Source organism: Phyllobacterium endophyticum, assembly GCF_003010935.1.
GTDB lineage: Bacteria > Pseudomonadota > Alphaproteobacteria > Rhizobiales > Rhizobiaceae > Phyllobacterium > Phyllobacterium endophyticum.
This window is the reverse complement of record NZ_PGGN01000007.1, coordinates 136727-158656: the sequence shown is the minus strand read 5'-3', so window position 1 is coordinate 158656 and position 21930 is coordinate 136727. Positions and strand designations below refer to the sequence as shown.

At 56.9% G+C, this 21930-nt stretch carries 21 protein-coding genes; 6 read left to right on the top strand and 15 right to left on the bottom strand.

The features are described from left to right. Positions 1 to 10: 10 nt before the first annotated feature. The 4 genes from CU100_RS25150 to CU100_RS25130 form a co-directional block, all read right to left on the bottom strand. Entirely contained in the window at positions 11 to 625 is a 615-nt protein-coding gene (locus CU100_RS25150) for an alpha/beta hydrolase (protein WP_106719383.1), read from the bottom strand. A gap of 118 nt (positions 626 to 743) precedes the next feature. Next, complete coding sequence (gene gndA, locus CU100_RS25145) at positions 744 to 2162, bottom strand: NADP-dependent phosphogluconate dehydrogenase (RefSeq protein ID WP_106719382.1); 1419 nt, start codon at positions 2160 to 2162, stop codon at positions 744 to 746. Between the two features lie 539 nt (positions 2163 to 2701). Further along, positions 2702 to 2962, bottom strand: a complete 261-nt coding sequence (locus CU100_RS25135; protein WP_106719381.1) for a type II toxin-antitoxin system prevent-host-death family antitoxin — start codon at positions 2960 to 2962, stop codon at positions 2702 to 2704. Between the two features lie 53 nt (positions 2963 to 3015). After that, a complete protein-coding gene (locus CU100_RS25130; protein WP_106719380.1) occupies positions 3016 to 3849 on the bottom strand; it encodes a MurR/RpiR family transcriptional regulator in 834 nt (277 codons plus the stop codon). Positions 3850 to 3997: 148 nt separating this feature from the next. Between CU100_RS25130 and CU100_RS25125 the strand changes: the two genes are divergently transcribed. The 5 genes from CU100_RS25125 to CU100_RS25105 all read left to right on the top strand — a co-directional run bounded on the left by CU100_RS25125 (position 3998) and on the right by CU100_RS25105 (position 10640). Further along, positions 3998 to 4819, top strand: coding sequence for an N-formylglutamate amidohydrolase (locus CU100_RS25125; RefSeq protein ID WP_106719379.1), 822 nt, complete (start codon positions 3998 to 4000; stop codon positions 4817 to 4819). Between the two features lie 72 nt (positions 4820 to 4891). Next, positions 4892 to 6445: an amino acid permease gene (locus CU100_RS25120; RefSeq protein WP_106719378.1), complete on the top strand. Its 1554-nt coding sequence runs from the start codon at positions 4892 to 4894 to the stop codon at positions 6443 to 6445. 185 nt (positions 6446 to 6630) lie between these two features. Beyond that, positions 6631 to 8001, top strand: a complete 1371-nt coding sequence (locus CU100_RS25115; protein ID WP_106719377.1) for a glutamine synthetase family protein — start codon at positions 6631 to 6633, stop codon at positions 7999 to 8001. A 38-nt stretch (positions 8002 to 8039) separates the two neighbouring features. After that, entirely contained in the window at positions 8040 to 9425 is a 1386-nt protein-coding gene (locus CU100_RS25110) for an aldehyde dehydrogenase family protein (RefSeq protein ID WP_106719376.1), read from the top strand. A gap of 48 nt (positions 9426 to 9473) precedes the next feature. Next, complete coding sequence (locus CU100_RS25105) at positions 9474 to 10640, top strand: iron-containing alcohol dehydrogenase (RefSeq protein WP_106719375.1); 1167 nt, start codon at positions 9474 to 9476, stop codon at positions 10638 to 10640. A gap of 73 nt (positions 10641 to 10713) precedes the next feature. Here CU100_RS25105 and CU100_RS25100 read toward each other — a convergent pair whose 3' ends face one another. From CU100_RS25100 to CU100_RS25055, 10 genes are all read right to left on the bottom strand, one after another. After that, the gene (locus CU100_RS25100; protein ID WP_106719374.1) at positions 10714 to 11103 is read right to left on the bottom strand and encodes a type II toxin-antitoxin system VapC family toxin; all 390 of its coding nucleotides are present in this window, start codon (positions 11101 to 11103) and stop codon (positions 10714 to 10716) included. Continuing rightward, positions 11100 to 11369, bottom strand: coding sequence for a type II toxin-antitoxin system Phd/YefM family antitoxin (locus CU100_RS25095; protein WP_106719373.1), 270 nt, complete (start codon positions 11367 to 11369; stop codon positions 11100 to 11102). The genes CU100_RS25100 and CU100_RS25095 overlap by 4 nt, the downstream gene beginning before the upstream one ends. Positions 11370 to 11451: 82 nt before the next feature. Next, on the bottom strand, positions 11452 to 12519 hold the full coding sequence (locus CU100_RS25090) for an ABC transporter ATP-binding protein (RefSeq protein WP_106719372.1): 1068 nt from the start codon (positions 12517 to 12519) through the stop codon (positions 11452 to 11454). 15 nt (positions 12520 to 12534) lie between these two features. Continuing rightward, a complete protein-coding gene (locus tag CU100_RS25085) occupies positions 12535 to 13326 on the bottom strand; it encodes an ABC transporter permease (RefSeq protein ID WP_106719371.1) in 792 nt (263 codons plus the stop codon). Then, entirely contained in the window at positions 13323 to 14219 is an 897-nt protein-coding gene (locus CU100_RS25080) for an ABC transporter permease (RefSeq protein ID WP_106719370.1), read from the bottom strand. Before CU100_RS25080 ends, CU100_RS25085 begins: the two co-directional genes overlap by 4 nt. A 175-nt stretch (positions 14220 to 14394) precedes the next feature. Then, positions 14395 to 15498, bottom strand: a complete 1104-nt coding sequence (locus CU100_RS25075; RefSeq protein ID WP_106719369.1) for an ABC transporter substrate-binding protein — start codon at positions 15496 to 15498, stop codon at positions 14395 to 14397. 424 nt (positions 15499 to 15922) lie between these two features. Then, complete coding sequence (locus CU100_RS25070) at positions 15923 to 16300, bottom strand: hypothetical protein (RefSeq protein ID WP_106719368.1); 378 nt, start codon at positions 16298 to 16300, stop codon at positions 15923 to 15925. Between the two features lie 33 nt (positions 16301 to 16333). Then, positions 16334 to 17377 (bottom strand): hypothetical protein, encoded by a 1044-nt coding sequence (locus tag CU100_RS25065; protein ID WP_106719367.1) that lies wholly within the window; start codon positions 17375 to 17377, stop codon positions 16334 to 16336. 469 nt (positions 17378 to 17846) lie between these two features. Then, on the bottom strand, positions 17847 to 19430 hold the full coding sequence (locus CU100_RS25060) for a DHA2 family efflux MFS transporter permease subunit (RefSeq protein ID WP_106719366.1): 1584 nt from the start codon (positions 19428 to 19430) through the stop codon (positions 17847 to 17849). A 24-nt stretch (positions 19431 to 19454) separates the two neighbouring features. After that, positions 19455 to 20648, bottom strand: a complete 1194-nt coding sequence (locus CU100_RS25055) for an HlyD family secretion protein (RefSeq protein WP_106719365.1) — start codon at positions 20646 to 20648, stop codon at positions 19455 to 19457. Between the two features lie 143 nt (positions 20649 to 20791). Between CU100_RS25055 and CU100_RS25050 the strand changes: the two genes are divergently transcribed. Further along, positions 20792 to 21487, top strand: coding sequence for a TetR/AcrR family transcriptional regulator (locus CU100_RS25050; RefSeq protein ID WP_106719364.1), 696 nt, complete (start codon positions 20792 to 20794; stop codon positions 21485 to 21487). Here the strand turns inward: CU100_RS25050 and CU100_RS25045 are convergent. Beyond that, on the bottom strand, positions 21484 to 21888 hold the full coding sequence (locus CU100_RS25045) for a Fur family transcriptional regulator (protein ID WP_106719363.1): 405 nt from the start codon (positions 21886 to 21888) through the stop codon (positions 21484 to 21486). The two genes, CU100_RS25050 and CU100_RS25045, sit on opposite strands and share 4 nt — an antisense overlap. Positions 21889 to 21930: the final 42 nt, after the last annotated feature.

The following is a 21930-nucleotide window of genomic DNA, read 5'->3' as shown; positions in this document are numbered from 1 at the left end:
ACCGCGCATTCTATGCCTTGGCGCGAACGAACCGTTCGATAGCGGCGACTTCGCTTTGCTGTATTTCGTGACCGCCGGAATGCCAGACGAGGTCTGTCTCGACACCCTGCTCGACCAGATAATCCGCGAAGGTCTGCGTGAGGACGGGTGGACAGATCGTGTCCAACCGGCCTGCGGTGATCAGAGCGCGCCTGCCGGCAAGGCCAAGTTGCGGCGCAGGCGTCCAGGGAACCAGCGGATGCATGAGCACTGACTCGTCGAAAAGCTCAGGATGCGACAGCATGATTGAGGCGAGGATATTCGCGCCATTGGAATAGCCGAGGCCGATAGTCCTGGAAGGCTTCGCCTTGTCCTTATGGGCGCGGATGAAATCTGCCATGGCGCTCGTACGCCTGGCCAGATCCTCCATATCGTAGACGCCTTCCTGCGTCCGGCGGAAGAAACGGGCAGCGCCATGTTCAAAGACATCGCCGCGGGGGGAAACTATCCCGGCTTCGGGCAGCAACTGCCGCCCGAAATCGAAGAACTGGTTCTCGTCGCCGCCGGTTCCATGGAACACGAAGAGCAATGGGTTCCCCGGCATTTCAGCGGGATGAGAACGAAGTTTATAGCTATTGATCGGCATGTCGAGCTTCTTCCAGTGCGGCGCCTCCGGCCGCTTGACTATTTGGGGTTGCCTTGGCTCGGCTTGAATGTGGCTGCCGCTTGATGGAGTGTCGCCGCCACGTAGACAATCCTGAAGATCAGGCCGGCTCCGACCATGGGCCGTGAAAGTCGCCTTCCTCGCCAATGCGCTTGAAGCCATGGGCGCCGAAGAAATCGCGTTGCGCCTGGATCAGGTTAGCCGTGCCACGTGCCTGACGGAAGCTGTCAAAATAGCTCAGGGCGGCGGCGAGCGCGGGAACAGGCAGTCCAGCGAGCGCGGCTTCAGCAACCACCTTGCGCAACGATTGCGAGGTTGATTTCATCCGTTCGACGAAAGCGGGCGCAAGCAGCAGGTTCTTGCCTTCGCTGCCTTCGAAGGCGTCTGCGATCTGATCGAGGAACTGCGAACGTATGATGCATCCGGCGCGCCAGATGCGGGCTGTCGTTGCCAGAGGCACATTCCAGCCATGTTCTTTCGACGCGCCGGCCATGACGTCGAACCCCTGTGCATAAGCTGCAATCTTGCCCGCGAGCAGTCCCTGCTCAAGCGCGTCTACGAATGCTGTGCTGTCGTCGGACAGCTTGGCTGTTTCCAGACCTGAATAGGCTTTCGAGGCCTCGCCGCGCTGGCTGACCAGAGATGAGATCGAGCGCGCTGCGACGGCCGCTTCGATCCCCGTCGCCGGTATGCCGAGCATCTGCGCCTCGATCGCAGCCCAGCGCCCGGTGCCCTTCTGCCCTGCGCTGTCGAGTATGACGTCGACGGCAGGCTTGCCTGTCTTCCTGTCGACGGCCAGCAGCACCTTGGCAGTGATCTCTACGAGGTAGGAATTCAACGGGCCGGCATTCCATTTTTCGAAAATCTTGCCGATTGCCGCAGGTTCGAGACCGAGACCGTCGCGCAATACGCCATAGACCTCGGCAATCATCTGCATGTCGGCATATTCGATGCCATTGTGAATGGTCTTGACGAAATGGCCGGCCCCATCAGGGCCGAGCAGCGCGGAACAAGATTGGCCTTGATATTTCGCAGATATCGCGGTCAGCACCGGTTCGATGCGCGCATAAGATTCCGGCGTGCCGCCGACCATGATCGAGGGACCATGCCGCGCGCCTTCTTCGCCGCCTGAAACACCCATGCCGACGAATGTCGGATCGTTCGGCCCGAGTTCCGCAAGGCGGCGGACCGTATCGTGGAAATTGGCATTGCCGGCGTCGATGATGATGTCTTCCCTGGCAAGAAACGGTTTCAACGCGGCCACCTGCTCATCGACGGCTTCGCCAGCCTTGACCATCAGAATGATCGGGCGAGGCGCGCGAATGTTCTTGGCGAGCTCTTCCAGCGTTTCGCAAGGAATGATCTGCTCTTTCAGGCTGCCGGCCTCTTCGTAGAACTCACGGGTCTTGGCTGCCGTCCTGTTGAAAACCGCGACGCGATAGCCGTTTTCGGCAATGTTGAGCGCAAGATTTGCGCCCATGACCCCAAGGCCGATCAACCCGATGTCAGCTTGCTGCATGATTTTGGTCCTTATTTCGCTGTTTCATTCGGCGCAGGACGAACCCGCAAGGCGTGGAAGCCGGAACAGCATTTGTATATCAATGAGCGTTGGCGGCAACGGGAAATGACCGTCACGTACAGGAAAACACGCGCATCTAAGCCCGTTCTATTCGCGCTGCCGGGTCGGCGATGAAGGGCCGCATGGCTGCGGCCACCTTCGCCAGGAACGATGGGCTGAATTGTCCGAGGATTTCCGCATTGGGTTCATAATAGTAGGAACTGCCCGCGAGATCATAATTATACTACGACACGGTGATGCAAGCGCCCTTCCAGTTTTTCAACCCGGCGCGACGCCGCTCAAGTGCGGGAATAAGAATCGTGGTCTGATCAGCCATCGGTGGGGTAGCTGATATGGCAAGAAAGATCAGATGAGCTGTTGGCACGTGCAATCGCGATCAGAAGGCAATCCGGGCGTGATTTTCGTCCCTCGGTTTCCCCATGTAGTTCCGGCCATTTCCAAAGATATGGATAGATAACCCTGATCCATTCGCTGGCAGATTATTCATCGCCCTTGTTTCCCTGCTCGATCAGCTTGTCGAGTTCGGGAAGTATCATCGCCGCCAATTCCGGCGGAGTTTCTCCTGGACCGAACACACGGCGTCGATCGTCGTTGTGCCGTGTAATCTGCTGGTAATCATCATAGGTCATGAGTACGTAACGCGGTTTACGGTGCTGGGTAATGGTCACGGGCGTTCTGTCCGCGGCCATCGTGACCGTTTTCAGGTCACGCAGGAGTTCCACTGTTGAAAATCGCTTCATAGGTAAATCCTCAATTAAAACGAAATATACGTATCATTTGGTTTTTGTAAGATTCATTTATCCCGCAACTGTTCCATGTCGCGGATGCGGTTCGCGCTGCTTTTTTCGAGCTTGCGGGTCACTTCTGCGATCAGGGTTTCGGCGACGAGAAAAAGCGTGGCGGACGAGTCCCACGGCGAGGGCACCGCTGTGCGCCCGGCAATGACATGACGGGCAAAGCGGGCGATGGGCGAGAGCCATTGGTCGGTAATCAGAACAATGTCGACGCCGCGCGCCTGGGCTTTTTCCGCAAATCTCGCAAGGCTGTCCTGATACCGGCGGATGTCGAAGATGACGAGTACATCCTTCTTTCCCATGTCTATCAACTGATCGCGCCAATGGCTTTCTTGCCCCGCAAGGTGGGTCACACCCGGCCGGGTAATCTTGAGGTGTGCAGCCATGTACCGGGCAATTGGATCGGTGAAGCGGCCGCCGAGAAGATAGACGCGGGCGCGATTGTAGCTGATAGCATCTGTGACATCGTCAAGTTGCTGCGCCGAAAGGTGCTGGAAAGTCTCACGAATGTTTTCGATCGCGGCCTCCATGAGCGGGAATGCGGCACCTGCTTTCGGCGGCTGGATGGCCGTTGCGCGGTTCCACGGCGATTGAACCTGAGCTGCAAGTTCCTCCTGCAGTGCATTCTGGAATTCCGGATAGCTCTGGAAGCCAAGGCGGGCAACAAACCGCAAGATCGTCGGTGAACTCACGCCGGCCTGAGTCGAAAACTCGGCTACGGTTCGCAGGCCTATCAATGGATAATTGGCGATGAGGGTCTGCGCGGCTTTGCGCTCCGATGCCGGCATTGCCCCGATTTTCTCGGCGATCAACTCGGAAATGCTGGCTTTCATCATTGTTTTCCCCACCCCCGTCACGACCCGAACACAGCAAACTTGATTTCGGATTTGACAATTTTGTCTGTTGTGTATCAAATCATACGAGAGTGGAAATAAAAACATAAAATGTACTGTAAGGTACAGTTTGCCGGAAGGGGCAGCTATGGGCCGGTCGATCCCTCAGGGGACGCAACAAGAGTGGATACCTGTTCGGGTCTCCAACCCCGACGGGAGAGGCCCGTTCGTCATTCTCTGCGATCATGCTTCGAACCATGTACCGGAAGATTTCGGGATGCTCGGCCTGCAGCCGCAGGACCTTCAAAGACATATCGCATGGGACCCCGGTGCGCTCGGCGTCAGCAAAGTCATGAGTCAAGCCCTGGATGCGCCGCTGGTCGAATCCTGCGTCTCGCGTCTCGTAATCGACTGCAACCGGGCTTTGGATGCGCCCGACCTCATTCCTTCACTGAGCGAAACGACGACGATACCTGCCAATCTCGATCTGGACGGAGCCGCCCGGCAACAGCGTATCGCTCTGTCGCACATGCCTTACCACGCGGCCATTGAAAAGCTGGCGCAAGAGCGGGCGAGCGGGGGCTATGACGAACCTGTCTATGTGGCGGTCCATTCCTATACGCCGGTTTATCGCGGGGTCGAGCGGCCGTGGCACATCGGGATTATTCATGACGATGACGACAGGGTTGCCGCGCCGTTGATTTCGGGCCTTCAGTCTTCGGGCGAGTTCGAGGTGGGTATCAATGAACCATATTCGCCGGCGGACCGGGTATATTACACACTCGAGCGGCATGCCTCTGCCGCTGGTCTGCCATCGGTGATGATCGAGATCCGCAATGATCTCATCACCACGCTGCAGGATGAGAGGAAATGGGGGGAACTGCTCGCGCATCTCCTCAAGAACATCATACAAAACCCGCTGACGGGAACAGGCGGGACATCGAAGAAGGAAACGGCAAACAGGAATTAAAGCGTAATGTGCGCTTGTGGGCGGGTTGGTAATCTGACGTTGCAACTCTTTTAAAGAATACAGGGGAACGTGATGACACACCATGACTATACAGACACCGATAAACTGGAGGACGTGAAAGTCCTTCACGGCATGGGCTATGCCCAGGAACTGGAACGGCGCATGAGCCGTTTCTCCAACTTCGCGATTTCATTTTCGATCATCTGCATCCTGTCCGGCGGCATCAATTCGCTGGCGCAGGCAACATCCGGGGCGGGTGGCGCCGCCATCGGCATCGGCTGGCCGCTGGGCTGCCTCGTTTCGGCAGTCTTCGCCATTGCCATGGCGCAGATCAGCTCGGCCTACCCGACGGCGGGCGGGCTTTACCACTGGGGCTCGATCCTCGGCAACCGCGGTACCGGCTGGCTGACCGCATGGTTCAATCTGCTTGGACTGATTACGGTTCTAGGCGCCATCAATGTCGGTACCTATTATTTCTTTATCGGTGCGTTCGGGCCCGCTCTCGGGATCGAGGATTCGACGACCGTGCGCGTTATTTTCCTCGTCCTGTTGACGGGACTGCAGGCGCTCATCAACCACATGGGCATTGGTCTGACCGCCAAGCTGACTGACTTTTCCGGATATCTGATCTTCGTTACGGCTATCGCATTGTCACTGGTCTGCCTCGGCGTTGCCGACAGCTACGATGTGGGGCGGCTCTTCACCTTCTCGAACTATTCAGGCGAAGCGGGCGGCAATGTCTGGCCGACAACCTCCGGTGCCTGGGTGTTCCTGCTCGGCCTTCTGCTGCCGATCTATACGATCACCGGTTACGACGCTTCGGCGCACACTTCGGAAGAGACTGTGCGTGCAGCTCATTCCGTGCCGCGCGGCATGATCTCGTCAGTGCTGTGGTCGGCGGTTTTCGGCTACATCATGCTCTGCTCGTTCGTGCTGATGATCCCGAATATGGACGATGCGGCAAAGCAGGGCTGGAATGTATTTTTCTGGGCGATGACCGAGCAGGTCAACCCGACAGTCAAGAATATCCTTTATTTCCTGATCTTCGTTTGCCAGTTCCTGTGCGGACTTGCGACGGTTACCTCCGTTTCGCGCATGATCTTCGCTTTTGCCCGCGACAAGGGTCTGCCTGCATCGAGGGCGCTCTCCAAAGTCAGCCCAAAACACCGCACGCCGGTTGCAGCAATCTGGACAGGCTCGACACTTGCGGTGCTGTTCGTCTGGGGCTCGTCGCTTGTGTCGATCGGTGAAACGCCGGTCTATACGATCGTTGTTTCCTGCACGGTCATCTTCCTGTTCTTCTCTTTCGCCATTCCGATTGCGCTTGGTCTTTTTGCCTGGGGTACACCGAAATGGAACAAGATGGGGCCGTGGAACATGGGTGAGGCCAAGTTCAAGCTGTTTGCGGTGCTCTCGATCATCGCCATGGCGCTGATCTTCGTCCTTGGTATCCAGCCGCCGAATGAATGGGCGCTTTATATCACCGTCGGCTTTCTCATCGTGACGGCGATCGTCTGGTACGGCTTCGAAAAGCGCCGTTTCCGTGGCCCGCCCATCGGCGATGAAGTTGCCCGCCGCGCCAAGGAAATTGCCGAAGCCGAACTGGCTGTAGGCGAGAGGGTCTAGGCTGGCTATCTCTTCCAATGCGGGAGAGGTAGCGCAGGGAAGGGGCGGAACGTTATAGACGCGAACCCCTTCCCTGGGTTTCCAAGGATTAGCCAATCGGCTGGATCCACGAGAATCTTGTTCCCCGAAATGGGGGACAAGGCGGCGACATTTCAAACGATAATCACGCTTTCCAAGGAAGAATTATGCCCGGACACTGGAGTTTCGACGAACTGAAGAGCCGCGTGACTGCGGGCGAAATCGATACGGTACTGGCCTGTTTCGTCGATATGCAGGGACGCCTCATCGGTAAGCGGTTTCACGCGAATTTTTTCGTAGAATCCGCACATGACGAGACGCATGGATGCAACTATCTGCTTGCCAATGATATCGATATGGAACCCGTGCCGGGCTACAAGGCCGCAAGCTGGAAGCAGGGCTATGGCGACTTCGTCATCAAGCCGGACCTGACCACCATTCGCCACATCCCGTGGCTGGAAAAATGCGCGCTGGTCTTGTGTGATATTCTCGACCATCACCATCATCAGGATCTTGCTCATTCACCGCGAGCTATCCTCAAGCGCCAGCTTGCCCGGCTCAAGGATCGCGGCTATCTCGCCTACTTTGCCTCGGAGCTTGAATTCTACCTTTTCGATGAGACCTACGAGACTGCCCGAGCCAAGAATTGGAAGGGGATGACCACTGCCTCGCCCTATATCCAGGATTACGTGATCCAGATGACCACGAAGGAAGACGCCGTGATGCGCGCCATCCGCAACGGCCTGTTCGATGCGGGAATTCCGGTGGAAAATTCCAAGGGTGAATGGGGGCCTGGGCAGGAAGAAATCAATGTGCGCTATGCCGAGGCGCTGGAAATGGCCGACCGTCACGTGGTCATGAAGAATGGCTGCAAGGAGATCGCGACCCAGATGGGCAAGGCGATTACCTTCATGGCGAAGTATGATTATTCACTCGCCGGCAGCTCCAGCCATGTGCACAATTCGCTGTGGAGCGCTGATGGCAAGACGCCGCTCTTCTATGACAAGAGCGCCGAATACACCATGTCGCCGCTGATGCGGCAATGGGTGGCCGGGCAGCTGAAATATGCCGATGATTTCACCTATTTCCTTGCGCCCTATATCAATTCCTACAAGCGGTTTCAGGCGGGCACCTTCGCGCCGACCAAGAACGTGTGGAGCCTCGACAATCGTACCGCAGGGTTCCGCCTGTGCGGAGAGGGATCGAAGGCGATACGCATCGAGTGCCGTATCGGCGGCGCCGATCTCAACCCCTACCTCGCGTTTGCCGGATTGATCGCTTCGGGCCTTGCCGGAATCGACGAGAAACTCGAGCTTGGCAAGCCGTTTCAGGGTGACGCCTATGGCGGCGCGCGTTTGCGGGAGATCCCGAAGACGCTGCGCGAGGCAACAGATACTCTGGCGCGCTCGAAGATGCTGAAGGAAGCTCTCGGCGAGGACGTCGTCGAGCATTATGTGCATACGGCGAAATGGGAACAGTTCGAATATGACCGCCGCGTCACCGACTGGGAGTTGCATCGCGGCTTCGAACGGTATTGAACAACTCACACTGACCAATACAGACTAGAGGTTTCACCATGACCGAAACGGTCAAACTGATCACACCCATCGATGGCACTGTCTATGCGGAACGTCCCATCGCAACCGACAAGGCCATTGACGCGGCGGTTGAAGCCGCCAAGCAGGCGCAAACAGACTGGGCGCAGACCAGCATCGCCGAGCGCGGCCGTTTCTGTCTTGCCGCGCTCGACGCGCTGCTCGCCATGAATGACGAGATCGTGCCGGAAATCGCGTGGCAGATGGGCCGCCCGGTGCGTTATGGCGGCGAAAAGGGCGGCGTGGAAGAGCGTACGCGCTATATGGTCAAGATCGCCGAACAGGCGCTCGCACCGGTCGTCGAAAACGACAGGCCGGGATTTCGCCGTTACATCAAACATGTGCCGCTTGGCGTCGTCATGGTCATCGCGCCGTGGAATTACCCCTATCTCACAGCAGTCAACACGATCATCCCCGCGCTCATGGCCGGCAACAGCGTGATCCTCAAGCACGCGGCTCAGACGCTGCTCGTCGGTGAACGGTTTGCCCAGGCGTTTGCCAAGGCGAACCTGCCGAAAGGCGTGTTCCAGAATATCGTGCTCGGCCACGCGCAGACGGAGAAACTACTGGCGTCCGGCAGGATCGACCATGTGAATTTTACCGGCTCCGTGGGCGGCGGGCGCGCCATCGAAAAAGCGGCGGCCGGGACATTCATGACGCTTGGCTTGGAGCTTGGGGGCAAGGACCCGGCTTATGTGCTGCCGGACGTCAACCTCGATCACGCTGTTGCCAATCTCGTTGACGGAGCTTTCTTCAATTCCGGCCAATGCTGCTGCGGTATCGAACGCATCTATGTGCACGAGAACGTCTATGACCGCTTCGTGGACGGGTTCGTCGATCTGACCAAACAGTACGTGGTTGGCAATCCGCTGGACGAAGCGACGACCATGGGACCGATGGCGCAGACGCGTTTCGCCGATCTTGTGCGCGAGCAGCGGGCCGAAGCGCTGCGCAAGGGCGCTAGCGCCCTTGTCAACATGAGCGTAGCGGGTGACAAAGCAGGGTCGCCCTATCTTGCGCCGGAGGTGCTGACAGGCGTCGATCACCAGATGAGCGTCATGCGCGAAGAAAGCTTCGGTCCCATCGTGGGGATCATGAAAGTTCGCAATGACGAAGAGGCCATTGCGCTGATGAACGACAGCCAATACGGGCTGACGGCATCGCTGTGGACGGCAGATACGGATCATGCCGCAGCTATTGGCGACCGCATCGAGACCGGCACGGTATTCATGAACCGCTGTGACTACATCGATCCGGCACTGGTGTGGACGGGCGTCAAGGAGACGGGCAAGGGCGGCGCAATGTCTGCCATCGGTTATGGGAATCTGACAAGACCCAAGTCGTATCATTTGCGAGAAGAGATTTAACGCACAGCAGACGTTTCAACATTCTGACAGCTTTAAAAGAGACATGACATGAGCCAACTTATTTCCAAATGGAACTATCCCACGACCGTCCGATTTGGCGCGGGGCGCATCAAGGAATTGCCGGAGGTCCTGGAGGCGACGGGGATCAAGAACCCGCTGTTTGTCACCGATCCCGGCCTTGCCAGGCTGCCGGTGGTGGCGAGCACGCTAAAGATCCTCGATGATGGCAAAGTGCCTCACGGCGTATTCTCCGACGTGAAACCCAATCCGGTCGAAGCCAATCTGATTGCGGGTATCGCCGTGTTCAAAGAGGGAAAGCATGACGGCGTTATCGCCTTCGGTGGTGGTTCAGCGCTGGACCTCGGCAAGCTCATCGCATTTCAGGCGGGGCAGACGCGCCCTGTGTGGGATTTCGAGGATGTGGGTGACTGGTGGACCCGCGCCGATAGCGATGTGATCGCACCAATCATCGCCGTGCCGACGACAGCCGGTACGGGGTCCGAGGTGGGTCGCGCCGGTGTCATCACCAATGAGGAAACCCACACGAAGAAGGTAATATTCCACCCAAAGCTCTTGCCCGCGATCGTCATTGCCGATCCTGAGCTCTCGGTTGGCATGCCGGGGTTCATAACCGCAGGCACCGGCATGGATGCTCTGGCGCATTGTCTTGAAGCCTATTGTGCCCCCGGCTATCACCCGATGGCCGACGGTATTGCCGTGGAAGGCATGCGGCTGGTGTTCGAAAACCTGCCAAAAGCCTATGCCAACGGCAAGGACCTGACGGCGCGGGCACATATGATGAGCGCCGCTGCCATGGGCGCGACGGCCTTTCAGAAGGGCCTCGGCGCCATCCACTCGCTTTCCCACCCGATCGGTGCGATCTACGACACGCACCATGGCATGACGAATGCCGTTTTCATGCCGTATGTTTTGGCATTCAATCGCGATGCGGTGGAAGAAAGGATAGCGAGGCTGGCCAACTACATCGGCATCAAGGGCGGTTTTGACGGGTTCACCAAGGCCGTGCTCAAGCTGCGCAAGGAATTGAAGGTGCCGCATACATTGCCAGGCCTAATCAAGGACCTCGACATGAACCGCAAGCAGAAGGAACTGATTGCCGACATGGCGATCGTCGATCCAACCGCAGGCGGTAATCCGGTCAAGCTGACGAAAAAGGCGGCACTCAGGCTGCTGGACGAGGCAATCGAGGGTTAGTCGAATTCGCTCCCCTGAACATCAAATTTGGGAAGCGCCGAAGGCTGCGCTTCTGTATCATTCGGAACCGCCTTCAAGCAGGTATGACCAGTGTTTGATGATATCGCCAGAGCTTTTTGTCCGCAGTGAGCAACGGCATCGCTTCAGATAGTGCTTGTGCAATCATTACGCGGTCAAAGGGGTCTGAGTGGTCGGGGTATTGCGGCAGCGACGCAACCTCTTCCATGTGATCGGCTGTTACTGCCAACTCGGTCAACCCTGCCAGACGAAAACCCGCACGTGCTTCTCGGGGATGCAGCCGGAGCCCGCCTTTTCCATACTTTATGGCGATTTCCCATATAGCAACAGTGCTGATGAATACAGTATTACCCGGATCTGTGACAATCTGGATAATGTTTCTCGTAAGACTACCAGAATCCTCAGTTATCCAAATGGCAATGTGAGTATCAACTAGAACCTTCATGGAAAAAGGCTGCTTTTTGCGCTTTCCTCAAAGTCCTTGGCGATTTCTTCATCAAGCTTATTAAATTCTTCCAAAGTCTTTGGCAAATCCAGACCCGCAAAAATGTGCTTACCCGCTCCGATGCGTACGGGAGAAGAAAAGGGCACCAGTTTGGCAACGGGCTTGCCATTGCGGGCCAAGATAATCTCATTCTCGCGGCCAGATTCCAGTCCCTCGACCAAGCTTGACAGGCGGGTTTTTGCATCATGCATATTGACGGTCGCCATACCAATTCCCTTGCTTAGCTAACGTGATTAGCTAATGTACAGCTTGTCCGTACGGATTACAAGGGCAAGAGAGAAATGATACCTAATGCCCCAGCACCAACAGGTCTTTTGCGCAAAGGCTGACCTTTACGTTCTCGCCAGGAGAGGGGGGTGGAGCACTCGGGTTGTTGAACGTATCGAACGAAACCGTATTCTCGCCGAGCGAGGCGCGGATGCGAATGACGGAGCCGAGAAAGTGCACGCTGTCGATCTTGCCGTCGAGCGTGGTTTCGCGCTTGTCGGTGGCTTCGCCGAGGCTCACGGCTTCCGGACGAACCGCCAGTGAAATCTTGTCACCGTTTTTGTGACCATTGAGGCGTGTCCGGTCGATCGCAATGTCCTTGCCATCGATGGTAATAACCCCGGACGTCGCATCGCGAATAGTGGCATCAAGCGTATTCAATGTGCCGACGAACGAGGCGACAAAACGCGAAGACGGGTGATTGTAGATCTCGAATGGCGCGCCAACCTGTTCGGCATTTCCTTCATACATCACGACGATACGGTCCGAGATCGACAATGCCTCTTCCTGGTCATGGGTGACAAAGATCGTGGTGATCCCGAGTTTGCGCTGGATGGCGCGGATTTCCTCGCGTAATGAAACGCGTATCTTGGCGTCAAGAGCCGAAAGTGGTTCATCGAGGAGAAGGACCTGGGGCTTGGTCGCCAGTGCGCGCGCAAGCGCAACGCGCTGCTGCTGGCCGCCGGAGAGCTGGTAAGGGTAGCGCTCTGCGAGATGGTCGAGCTTGATCAGCGACAGCATCTCGTGGACGGTGGCATCGATCTCCGCTTTGGGTTTCTTGGCAACCTTGAGCCCGAATGCCACGTTCTGCGCTACCGTCATATTCGGGAAAAGGGCATAGGCCTGAAAAACCATGCCGATATTGCGCTGGTTCGGCTTGAGGTTGACGACATCTCTGCCGCCAATGCTGATCTTTCCCGAAGTCGGGGTCTCGAAACCTGCCACCATGCGGAGCACGGTGGTTTTTCCGCAGCCGCTCGGGCCGAGGAAGGAAATGAACTCGCCCTTCTCGATGTCCAGATTGAAATCATGGACGACGGTGGTCGCTCCGAAGCTTTTTTTCAAATGGCTGATGGTGAGAAAGGACATGAACGGAATTCCGGCTTATCGCTTGGTTGCAGCGAGGGATTTGTTGAGGCGGGTTATGATCTGTATCAAGCCCATGCACACCCAAGTGATGGCGAAGGCGATAACCGAAAGCGCGGCTGGTTCGTAGGCTCTATTTGCTCCGAGCAACTGAAGGAATGGACCAAATGCAGGACGATTGAGCAATGCCGCCATGGTAAATTCGCCGATGACGATGGCGAAGGTCAGGAAGGCGCCGGACAAGACCGCGACGAGCACATTGGGGAGAATGATACGCGACATGATGGTGATGCGGCTTGCACCGAGGCTCTCGGCTGCCTCCGTCATCGTGCGTATATCGATGGCGCCGAGGCCTGTATCCACCGCCCGGTACATGTAGGGCAAAGCCAGCGTCGTATAGCCAAGGCAGAGCAGGATATTCGTTCCCATCGCCGAGCCGGTCAGCGGCAGCATCGAGGACGTGTTGTAAAGGCGGATATAGCCAAACACGATGACGATGGCGGGAATGACGAGCGGCAGGAGTGTGATGAACTCGATGACCGGCCGCAAGCCGGGCAATCTCAGGCGCACCCAATAGGCAGTCGGTACCACCAGAACGACGCCGACGATGATGGTGGCAACCGCCATGGCAACGGAATAGGTGAACGTCGCCTGGAAGCCGGGGTCGCTCAGCACGACCCAATACGCATCGAGCGAATAGACACCGCGCCGCATGCGCAATGAGAATTCCAGAAGACCGAGCAGCGGCAAAACGAAGTAGAGAATGCCGAAGGCAAGCGCAAGCCAGGACCAGATCCTGTTGGTTTTCATTTGAGCCACCGCTCGCTGCGTGCGCGCATCCATATATAGAGACCGTTGGAAACGCCGGTTATGATGATCATGCCGAAGGCCAGGGCATAACCAAGCTGGGGATCCTGGAGCACGTCCCCACGGATCTGTGCATAGAGCACGATGGGCACGATACTGAGGGATGAGCCGGTCAGCGCATAGGCAGTTGCGATGGCGCCGAAGGAATTGGCGAAAAGCAGCAGCATCGTGCCGAGCAGCGCGGGCCATAGAATCGGGAAGGCCACCATGCGCCAATATTGCGGGCCGGTAGCGCCAAGAATGAGCGCTGCTTCCTTCCACTCCTTCTTCAGCCCGTCGAGAGCGGGGGTGATGATCAGAACCATCAGGGGAATCTGGAAATAGAGATAGGTGATGGTGAGGCCCCAGAAGCTCAGCAGATTGAAGCCATGGGAGTAGAGATTGAAGCCGAAGATGTTTACCAGCAGGTAGGTGACGAGACCTGTGCGGCCCAACGTAAAGAGGAACGCATAGGCCAGGGGAACGCCCGCGAAATTCGAGGCGACACCGGAAAAGGTGATCATCGGTGCGCGTATCCAGCGCGGCAGGCCGCCCAGCGTGATCGCGGCAGCGATACAGAACCCGATGGCTGCGCCGAGAAGCGCCGATGCCAGGGAAATCTTGATCGATATCCAGTAAGCGTCGAGTATCTGCGGCTGAAAGAGATTGGCCAGATTGGCGAGCGTGAGATTGCCCTGAGCATCCTGAAACGCTCCTGCCACGAGGTAGACGGTGGGCAGGACCAGGAACATCACGGCAAAAAGCATGAACGGCACGACGCCGAGCCAGTCGAGTGAAAGACGTTTTCGCTCCGACACTGCGGGGCTCGTTGGGCTATGTTGTGAAATCACACTCATTAGGTGTCTTCGAGACTGCTCTTGGTTTTGGTCAGTCGCTGCTGCCTGCACTACTGTGAAGGCGAGCGATCCAACGGGCCATGCGTAGGGACAATCGTTTCGTGGGCAGAAAAAACGCACATCCGGCGGACGGAAATCCCCGCGGCCAATGCCGCGGGGATAGTCCGATCAGAGATTACTTGACGTTGGCGCCAACGACTTTGTCCCAGCCCTTGGTGATGACGTCCTTGGCCGCCGCCTGTTCATCAAGCGTCGGGAAGAAAGCCTTCTCGTAGGCCGCTGCAGGCGGCAGCTTGTCGAGGACTTCCTTCGGCACCTTGTTGTTCTTCACAAGGTCCTGGAAACGCGCCGGATGGCAATAGCCCTTCAGATAACCAACCTGGCCTTCGTCGGAATAGAGATATTCCATCCAGAGCTTGGCTGCGTTGGGATGCGGTGCATAGGCACTGATAGCCTGAACGTAGACACCCGCAAGGACGCCGGATGCCGGCACGACAACCTCGACCGGCGGATTGCCCTTGAGTGTGTCGCGGCCAGCAAGGGCATTGTAATCCCAGGTGACGATGATCGGCGTTGCGCCCTGCGCGAGAGTACCGGACTTGCCGATAACCGGAACGAAGTTGCCGGCCTTGTTGAGATCGGCAAAGAATTTCAGACCGGCCTCGGCAGCTGCGGCGCCGGGTTTTGCGCCAGACGATGCACCAGCAGCCTGAACGGCAAGAATGGCCTGGTTCGAAGCGCGTGGATCGCCAGCGAGCGCGACGGTGTTCGCATATTCGGGCTTGAGCAGGTCGGCCCAATCCTTCGGGACATTCTTGACGATGTCGGTGTTAACTTCGAGCGCCATGACGCCGTAATAATCACCGTACCAATGGCCATCCGCGTCCTTGAGTTCCGCAGGGATCGAGTCCCAGGTGGAAACCTTGTATGGCTGCGTCAACCCATCCTTCTTGGCATCGGGACCGAATGAAAGGCCGACGTCGATGACGTCAGGAGCTTGCGGGCCCTTGTTGTCCTTGTTTGCCTTGATGGCTTCGACTTCGTCCTTCGAGCCGGCGTCCGGGTTCAGCTCGTTGACTTCGAGGCCATACTTGGCCTTGAAGCCGGCAATGATATCACCATAGCCGCACCAATCATGCGGCAAGGCGATCGTTGTCAGCGAACCTTCTTTTTTCGCCGCCTCGACCAACTCGGCCGGTGCATCGGCGAATGAAATCGTCGTGCTTGCGAACAGCACAGCTGTCGACAACGCGAGCAAGCGTCTTGAATAATCAACCATCTTAAAAACCCCTTTTGAGCGATACGTCATTGGCCCTGTTTCGACGTTCGCCAACCCGATATAGGTGTCTCATGTCAGTTACATGACACACCCGCGACGTGCTGACGAACAGCCATTTCCTGAGCAGTAAGGGAAGTGAACCACTTTTTTGGCGGCTTAGCAATTCAACCTTAGGGTAAATCGCCAATGGATCCGGCACCTCCAAGCGATTGGTCCAATAGCGACACAAACGTTGCTCGCAACGGCAGAAATGGGCGTAACTGCTTTCGTAATCAACTATTTGCGCCAAGTGCAGGATTGGCCAGAGGTTAGCGGGCTAACTGTTTCGTACCCTGGTGCGCTTCCCACTGGTCCAATTGCCGTAGCTGGCAGCAGATGGCTGGCAGACAGTGCCAGCCGATCGAGCCGAACCGCAAACCCAGCCCTACGCCCCTTTGGACGGAGAGGGGATATTATCCTTGACCTTATTGGTCGTTTCTTGAGCTGCCTTCATGATCGATGCGCCTGAGTCCACGACCGCGTTCGGGTCGTTGAAGGCGGTTGCGTGTTGTGTAGCGCTTTGGCCGATGGCACCGGTTAACGTGCTTATCAGGTTGAAGACACTCTGCGCTTGCGGCGCAGTCTCCCGAACGATCTTGGGATCTTGCGGGACGGGCACGCCCGGCTTGATCTTCGCATCGTGCGGCGGGATGCTGATCGCTTCATTAGGTTGCTTCTGGATGTAGCTGAAAATTTCAGTCTCGGCGGTGGCTGTCACTTTGGAGGCGTTATTGGCGAGATCGAAGATGCTTTTAAAAACCATGATTTTATATCCTTTATCGTTCGCTCTTGAGGCTTATAGGGTGTGGGGCCGTACCACGTTGAATAACTGGTTCTCAGCGAGAGGAAGCGCCTCAGCCTCGAAAATAATGTGGTCGACATCAAGAGTGGACACCGTCTCGGCGACCCCCTTCGGCCGATATTTCTTGTCCGTGTCAAGCAGGCCAAGTCTGGTGATCGCGGTGGGAACCACGTTGACACGGCCATCAGCAGGGGCGGGCCTGGGATTATCGTCACCTCCAAATGGTGTGACCGGTTCCGCGTAATGCAATGCGACCAATCCGCCAAACGTGATGGGGAACTCATACGTATATTGCTTGATCTGACGCCGTTGCACAGCCATCGTCTTCACACGGGTTCTTTCTTGAAGCTCGCCTGAAACGGTGGAAGACGAAGTCCAGGAGGTTGTCACGGTTCCGCTAATCGAGCCGGTGATGCCGAGCATCAAACTGGTGGTCAGATCGCTGGTGCCCGTAGCGCTGCCAGTGGCCGTGTTGGTCGTCGCCGATGCGGTCTCGGCTTGCGTCTCTGAGCCCTGGTCGTCCTTGTGATTGTGCACGATATTGGTTTGCGACTGCGATTGCTCCAGACTGTGTTCAAGCTGCGCCATCAGTTCCGCGCCGATATGGCCTTCCACTGTGAACTCGCCAGTGCCTGACAGCGACCAGCTGATCGTGTTTTCAATGGAAAAATCAATTCTATCCTCGAAGCGATTGGTGCGGCCCGCTCGATTCTCGTAGGCACGTGTAGACAAGACGTCCGCCTGAGGCTGGATGATGTCCGCCCGCTCCTCGATCAGCGGCGCGCCAATTTCCAGATAAGCCATCCATCCCTGTTCTGCCGCTGTCGCTGCAGTGTAGGTGCCGAAGTTCGTCTCATTGATAGACAGTCCATCCGGATAAATCGTAGCGCCGCCGGCCGACGGTCTTCCCAGACCGTTCTGCTTGTTGTCGAGAATTGACCTCACCAGCTCCGTAGTTATACCGAGCTCTGCCAGATTTTGGGGCGTCAGCAGACGCCGCTTGGAATTATCGACAGAAAAAGTACTTATGGCCGGCATGTTCGATCTCCTAAAACATTCTAAATATATATGTAAAGTTACAAGGCAATACGTATGTAATTATACATATTACGTGCATTTATATTAAATCTACGTCATGAAAATAACGTTTATCAACTTGATTATGTGTAATATACGCTAAATACCGCACCCTCCTACTAACATATCGTGAATATTCAGTAGCAAGATCAACGGATTTTAGTCAACTAACTTCCGGTTGTGGCGGGCACAATTTTGTCTAGTAGAATACAAAACGGTTGCTGGTGGGGCTCGGGGAGGCGCGACTACAATTAATTGATTCATCGTTAATTCGATCGCGACCAAAAAATTCTGAAGACGTTAATCGGCCGGTTGCAAAAGGGCACGTTAGCTTGACCGCGACAGCCATTGCCATGCGCTGCAACGTAGCGGATCGCTAACTAATCGACCTAAATTCCAATTGACCACGTATCGAGCCTGTGTCGGAAATTTAGTGGCCGCCGCCGCCAGCTGCCGGCGCTCCGGGCTTGCGCATCAGGACGGCAAAGACCGCGAGCGAGGCGAACAGAAGGGTGAGTATATAGAAGACGTCCATGAACGATAATATCGATGCCTGCAGATGCACCATGCCGGAAATCTTGCTCAGCGCCGTCGTCGGACCGTCGAGACCATAGGAAGTGAAATTTCGGCTCATCGATGCCATGAGGTCTTCGGCTTCCGGGTTTCCCCAGCGAACGTGTTCGGAAAGCTGCGCATAATGCATGGCGCCGCGATCGGTGAGTATCTGGTTGATCACGGCCAGCCCTACGGCACCACCGAGATTGCGCATGAGGTTGAAGAGGCCGGAGGCGTTCTTCAACCGGGCAGGCGGAAGGGTGCCAAGCGCGAGATTGTTGATTGGCACCATGCACAGCATCAGCGAAACGCCGCGGAAGATCTGCGGTACCAGCAGTTCATGGAAATCCCAATCCGCCGTCAGATTGGTCATGGTCCATGTGCCTGCGCCGAAGCCCAGGAAGCCGATCATGATCATGATGCGCGGGTCCATGCGGCCCGAGAGGAAGCCGGCTACCGGTGCCGTCAGGAACATGCAAAGGCCGCTGACAAAGAGCGCTTCGCCAATCATCAGGGCGTCATAGCCCCGGACTTGGCCAAGATAGACCGGATAGACATAGGTCAGGCCATAAAGCCCGATGCCGAGCACGAAGGAAAACGCCGAGCCGAAGGCAAAGTTCAGGTTCTTGAAAGCGAACAGATCGACGATCGGCTGTTCCGCCGTGAAGGCCCGGTAGAAGAAGGTGATGCCGCCGACGACCATGACGATGGCACAATAGTAAACCGCGTGGTCCTGCAGCCAGTCATTGCGTGGTCCTTCTTCCAGCACATATTCGAGAGACCCAAGAAACGCTGCCATGGCGGCAAGGCCCCACCAGTCGAACTTGTTGAGCAGCGAGCGATCGCCCTTGTCGAAATCGATCAGGTTCCACGCGGCGATGGCAACCGCAATGCCAGGGATGACATTGACGAGAAAAAGCCAGTGCCAGGAGAATGCATTGCTGAGATAACCGCCGACCGTCGGTCCGATGGTCGGAGCAAGCGTCGCCACGAGGCCAATCATCGGCGAGACGATGGAGCGTTTCGATGGTGGAAAGATCGTGAAGGCCGCCGCGAACACGCTCGGGATCATGCCGCCCCCGATGAAACCCTGAATGGCGCGGTAGACAATCATCTGGTCGATGTTGGTTGCGGTGGCACAAAGCACGCTGGCAGCAGTGAAGCCGGCAGCGGAAACCGAGAAGAGGATGCGCGTGGAAACAAGCCGCCCAAGGAAGCCGGACAGCGGGATCATGATGACCTCCGCTATCAGATACGATGTCTGAACCCACGAAATCTCGTCGGAACTTGCGCTTAGTCCCGCCTGGATCTCGGCGAGTGACGCCGAGACGATCTGGATATCGAGTATGGCCATGAACATGCCGAATACCATCGCCAGAAAGGCGATGGCTTTCTTCGGATCAATATGTTCGTCCGGAACAGCGGGTGCTGCGGGACCTCCGATTGCGGCATTCGACATGATCTTCGGCCTGTGGGAGTGCGGTTACTGCTTGGGTGTCGTCCGTGTGTCGACATCGACGATCACGCTAAGTCCAGCCTGAAGCTTGCCGCTCGTCAGGGCGTCTGCAGGCAATGCGATACGAACCGGCACGCGCTGAACGACCTTGGTGAAGTTTCCCGTGGCGTTTTCCGGCGGGAGCAGCGAGAACACGGCGCCTGAAGCCGGAGCAATGGAGGCAACCGTGCCTTCGAACTCATCGCCCGAGAGCGCATCGACCGCTATATGGACCTTCTGGCCTACAACGATGTCACGCAGCTGCGTTTCCTTGTAATTGGCATCGATGTACAGCGCGTTTACCGGAACGAGGGCAGCGAGACGCTGGCCGGGGCTGACGAGGTCACCTTTCTTGGCCGCAAGATTGCCGACGACGCCATCGACAGGGGCGCGGATTACGGTGAAGCCAAGGTCGCGAGCCGCCTTGTCCTTGGCGAGCTGGAGCGATCTGATCGAGCCTTCGGCCTCCTTGTACTGAGCCTCGAGCACGCCGACATTGGCGACAGCAGCGGCGATCTGCGCGTCGGCGGAAGCGATATTGGCCTTCGCCTGATCAAGCGCCGCCGTTGCATCGTCGAGTTGCGACTGTGAGGCGAAGCTCGTGGCATGGAGTTGTTTGGCGCGGATGGAAGCTGCCTGGGCATTGGTCAGGACAGCCTGAGCATTCAGCTTGGATGCCTGGGCCTGCTGAAGAGAAGCCTTGGCGGCGACTATCTGCGCGTTGATGCGGTCGAGCGTCAGCTTCTGCGTTGCGATCTGTGCTTCGGCCTGTTCCTCGGCGATGGTATAGTCTCCCTTGTCGAGAGTAACCAAGGGATCGCCGGCTTTCACGCGCTGATTGGCAACGACATTTATCGTATCGATATAGCCGGTGACCTTGGGCGCAATTGCCGTGATGTCACCCTGAATATAAGCATCGTCCGTCGATATCATGAAGCGGCCAGTGGTCCAGTATTCATAGCCATACCACGCGCCGGCGCCGATCGCGGCAATGACCAAGACCGGCAAGATGAAGCGTTTTCTGGAGCGTTTGGGAGTGGCTGGCGCATCGGCCGCGCCCGCCTGCGGTGCTTCCGGCTGTACGGGCGTATCGGGCTTTGCCGGTGCTTCAGCCTTTAAAGCGGGTCCCGGGGCGGGAAACTGACGAATTTCAGCTTGGTTCTTGGCATTTGAGGCGGACATGTGCGGCTCTTTCTAGGTATCCACTCTGAAAAGTGATAGAACCAATCGGTTCGATCGTTGACATAGCGCAAATGAGAGCGCATATCAAGTGCATCGAACCGATTGGTTCGAAAAAGAATCTCAAATGAGGAAACGAGAGCGAAATGTCATCTACGAAGACGTCCCACGTGGCATCGATGAAGGCGTCCGCCTTGGAAGCGGTGCAACCGGTGGACGAGCGTCAGGGCAGGTTGGCGGCCGGTCAGGATCCAGCGAAGCGGCAACAAATTCTCGAAGGCGCGAACCGCGTGTTCTCGCAGATGGGTTTTGATGCCGCGAGCATGAACGACATAACGCGTGAGGCAGGCGTATCGAAGGGGACGATCTACGTCTATTTCGACAGCAAGGAAGAGCTCTTCATGGAGCTCTGCAATCACTACCGCGAAATATTGTTTGCCGATATCTACCACGCTCTGGAAAGCGACGGCGATCTTCGCGACGCGTTGATCGAGTTCGGCACGGCCCTGGCGACAGTCGTAACGTCCGACGTGGTCGTTCGCGCGCAACGCGTCGTCATCGGCGTGGCCGAGCGGATGCCTTCCATGAGTCGCGACTTCTATGAAAGAGGGCCCAAACGCGGGCAGGCACTGATGCGTGCGCTGATCCAGAAGCACGTGGACGCCGGAACACTCGACATCGAAGATACCGAGCTTGCTACCTATCAGCTGGCCGATCTGTTTGTGTCGGGAATGTTCAAAAGACGTCTGTTTGGATGCATGAACGAAGCCCCGTCACAAGAAATCATCCGCAAGACGGTCACGTCAGGCGTCGACGTTTTCCTGAAGGCGTACAAGCGCTAAGCAGTACCGCAGCTGGCGCAGACGCCCCTGATCTCGATCGTTGTCTTCGACTGCTTGAATCCGTTGCTGTTGGTCCACTCACGGACACGGCCGTTGATGATTTCATCGGAAAACTCTGAAACCTGCCCGCATTTTTCGCAGATGGCGAAGGCAATCATCCCGTGGTCGTGGGTATGGGTATGCGGATGTGCGCAGGCGACGAAAGCATTGATACTTTCGAGCCGGTGAATCATGCCGTAGTCGAGAAGTTTGTCGAGGGCACGATAAACCTGCAGGGGCGCGCGAAATCCATCATCGCGCAGTTGATCGAGGATCGTATAGGCGCTGAGCGGCCCGTCTGCGCGGGTCAATGCGTTGAAAACCAGTGCCTGGTTTTTTGTCAGCTCCTGCGTCGTCGTCATGCCAGACCGGCTCCCTGTTGAATGTTCACACATAGAAAAGAT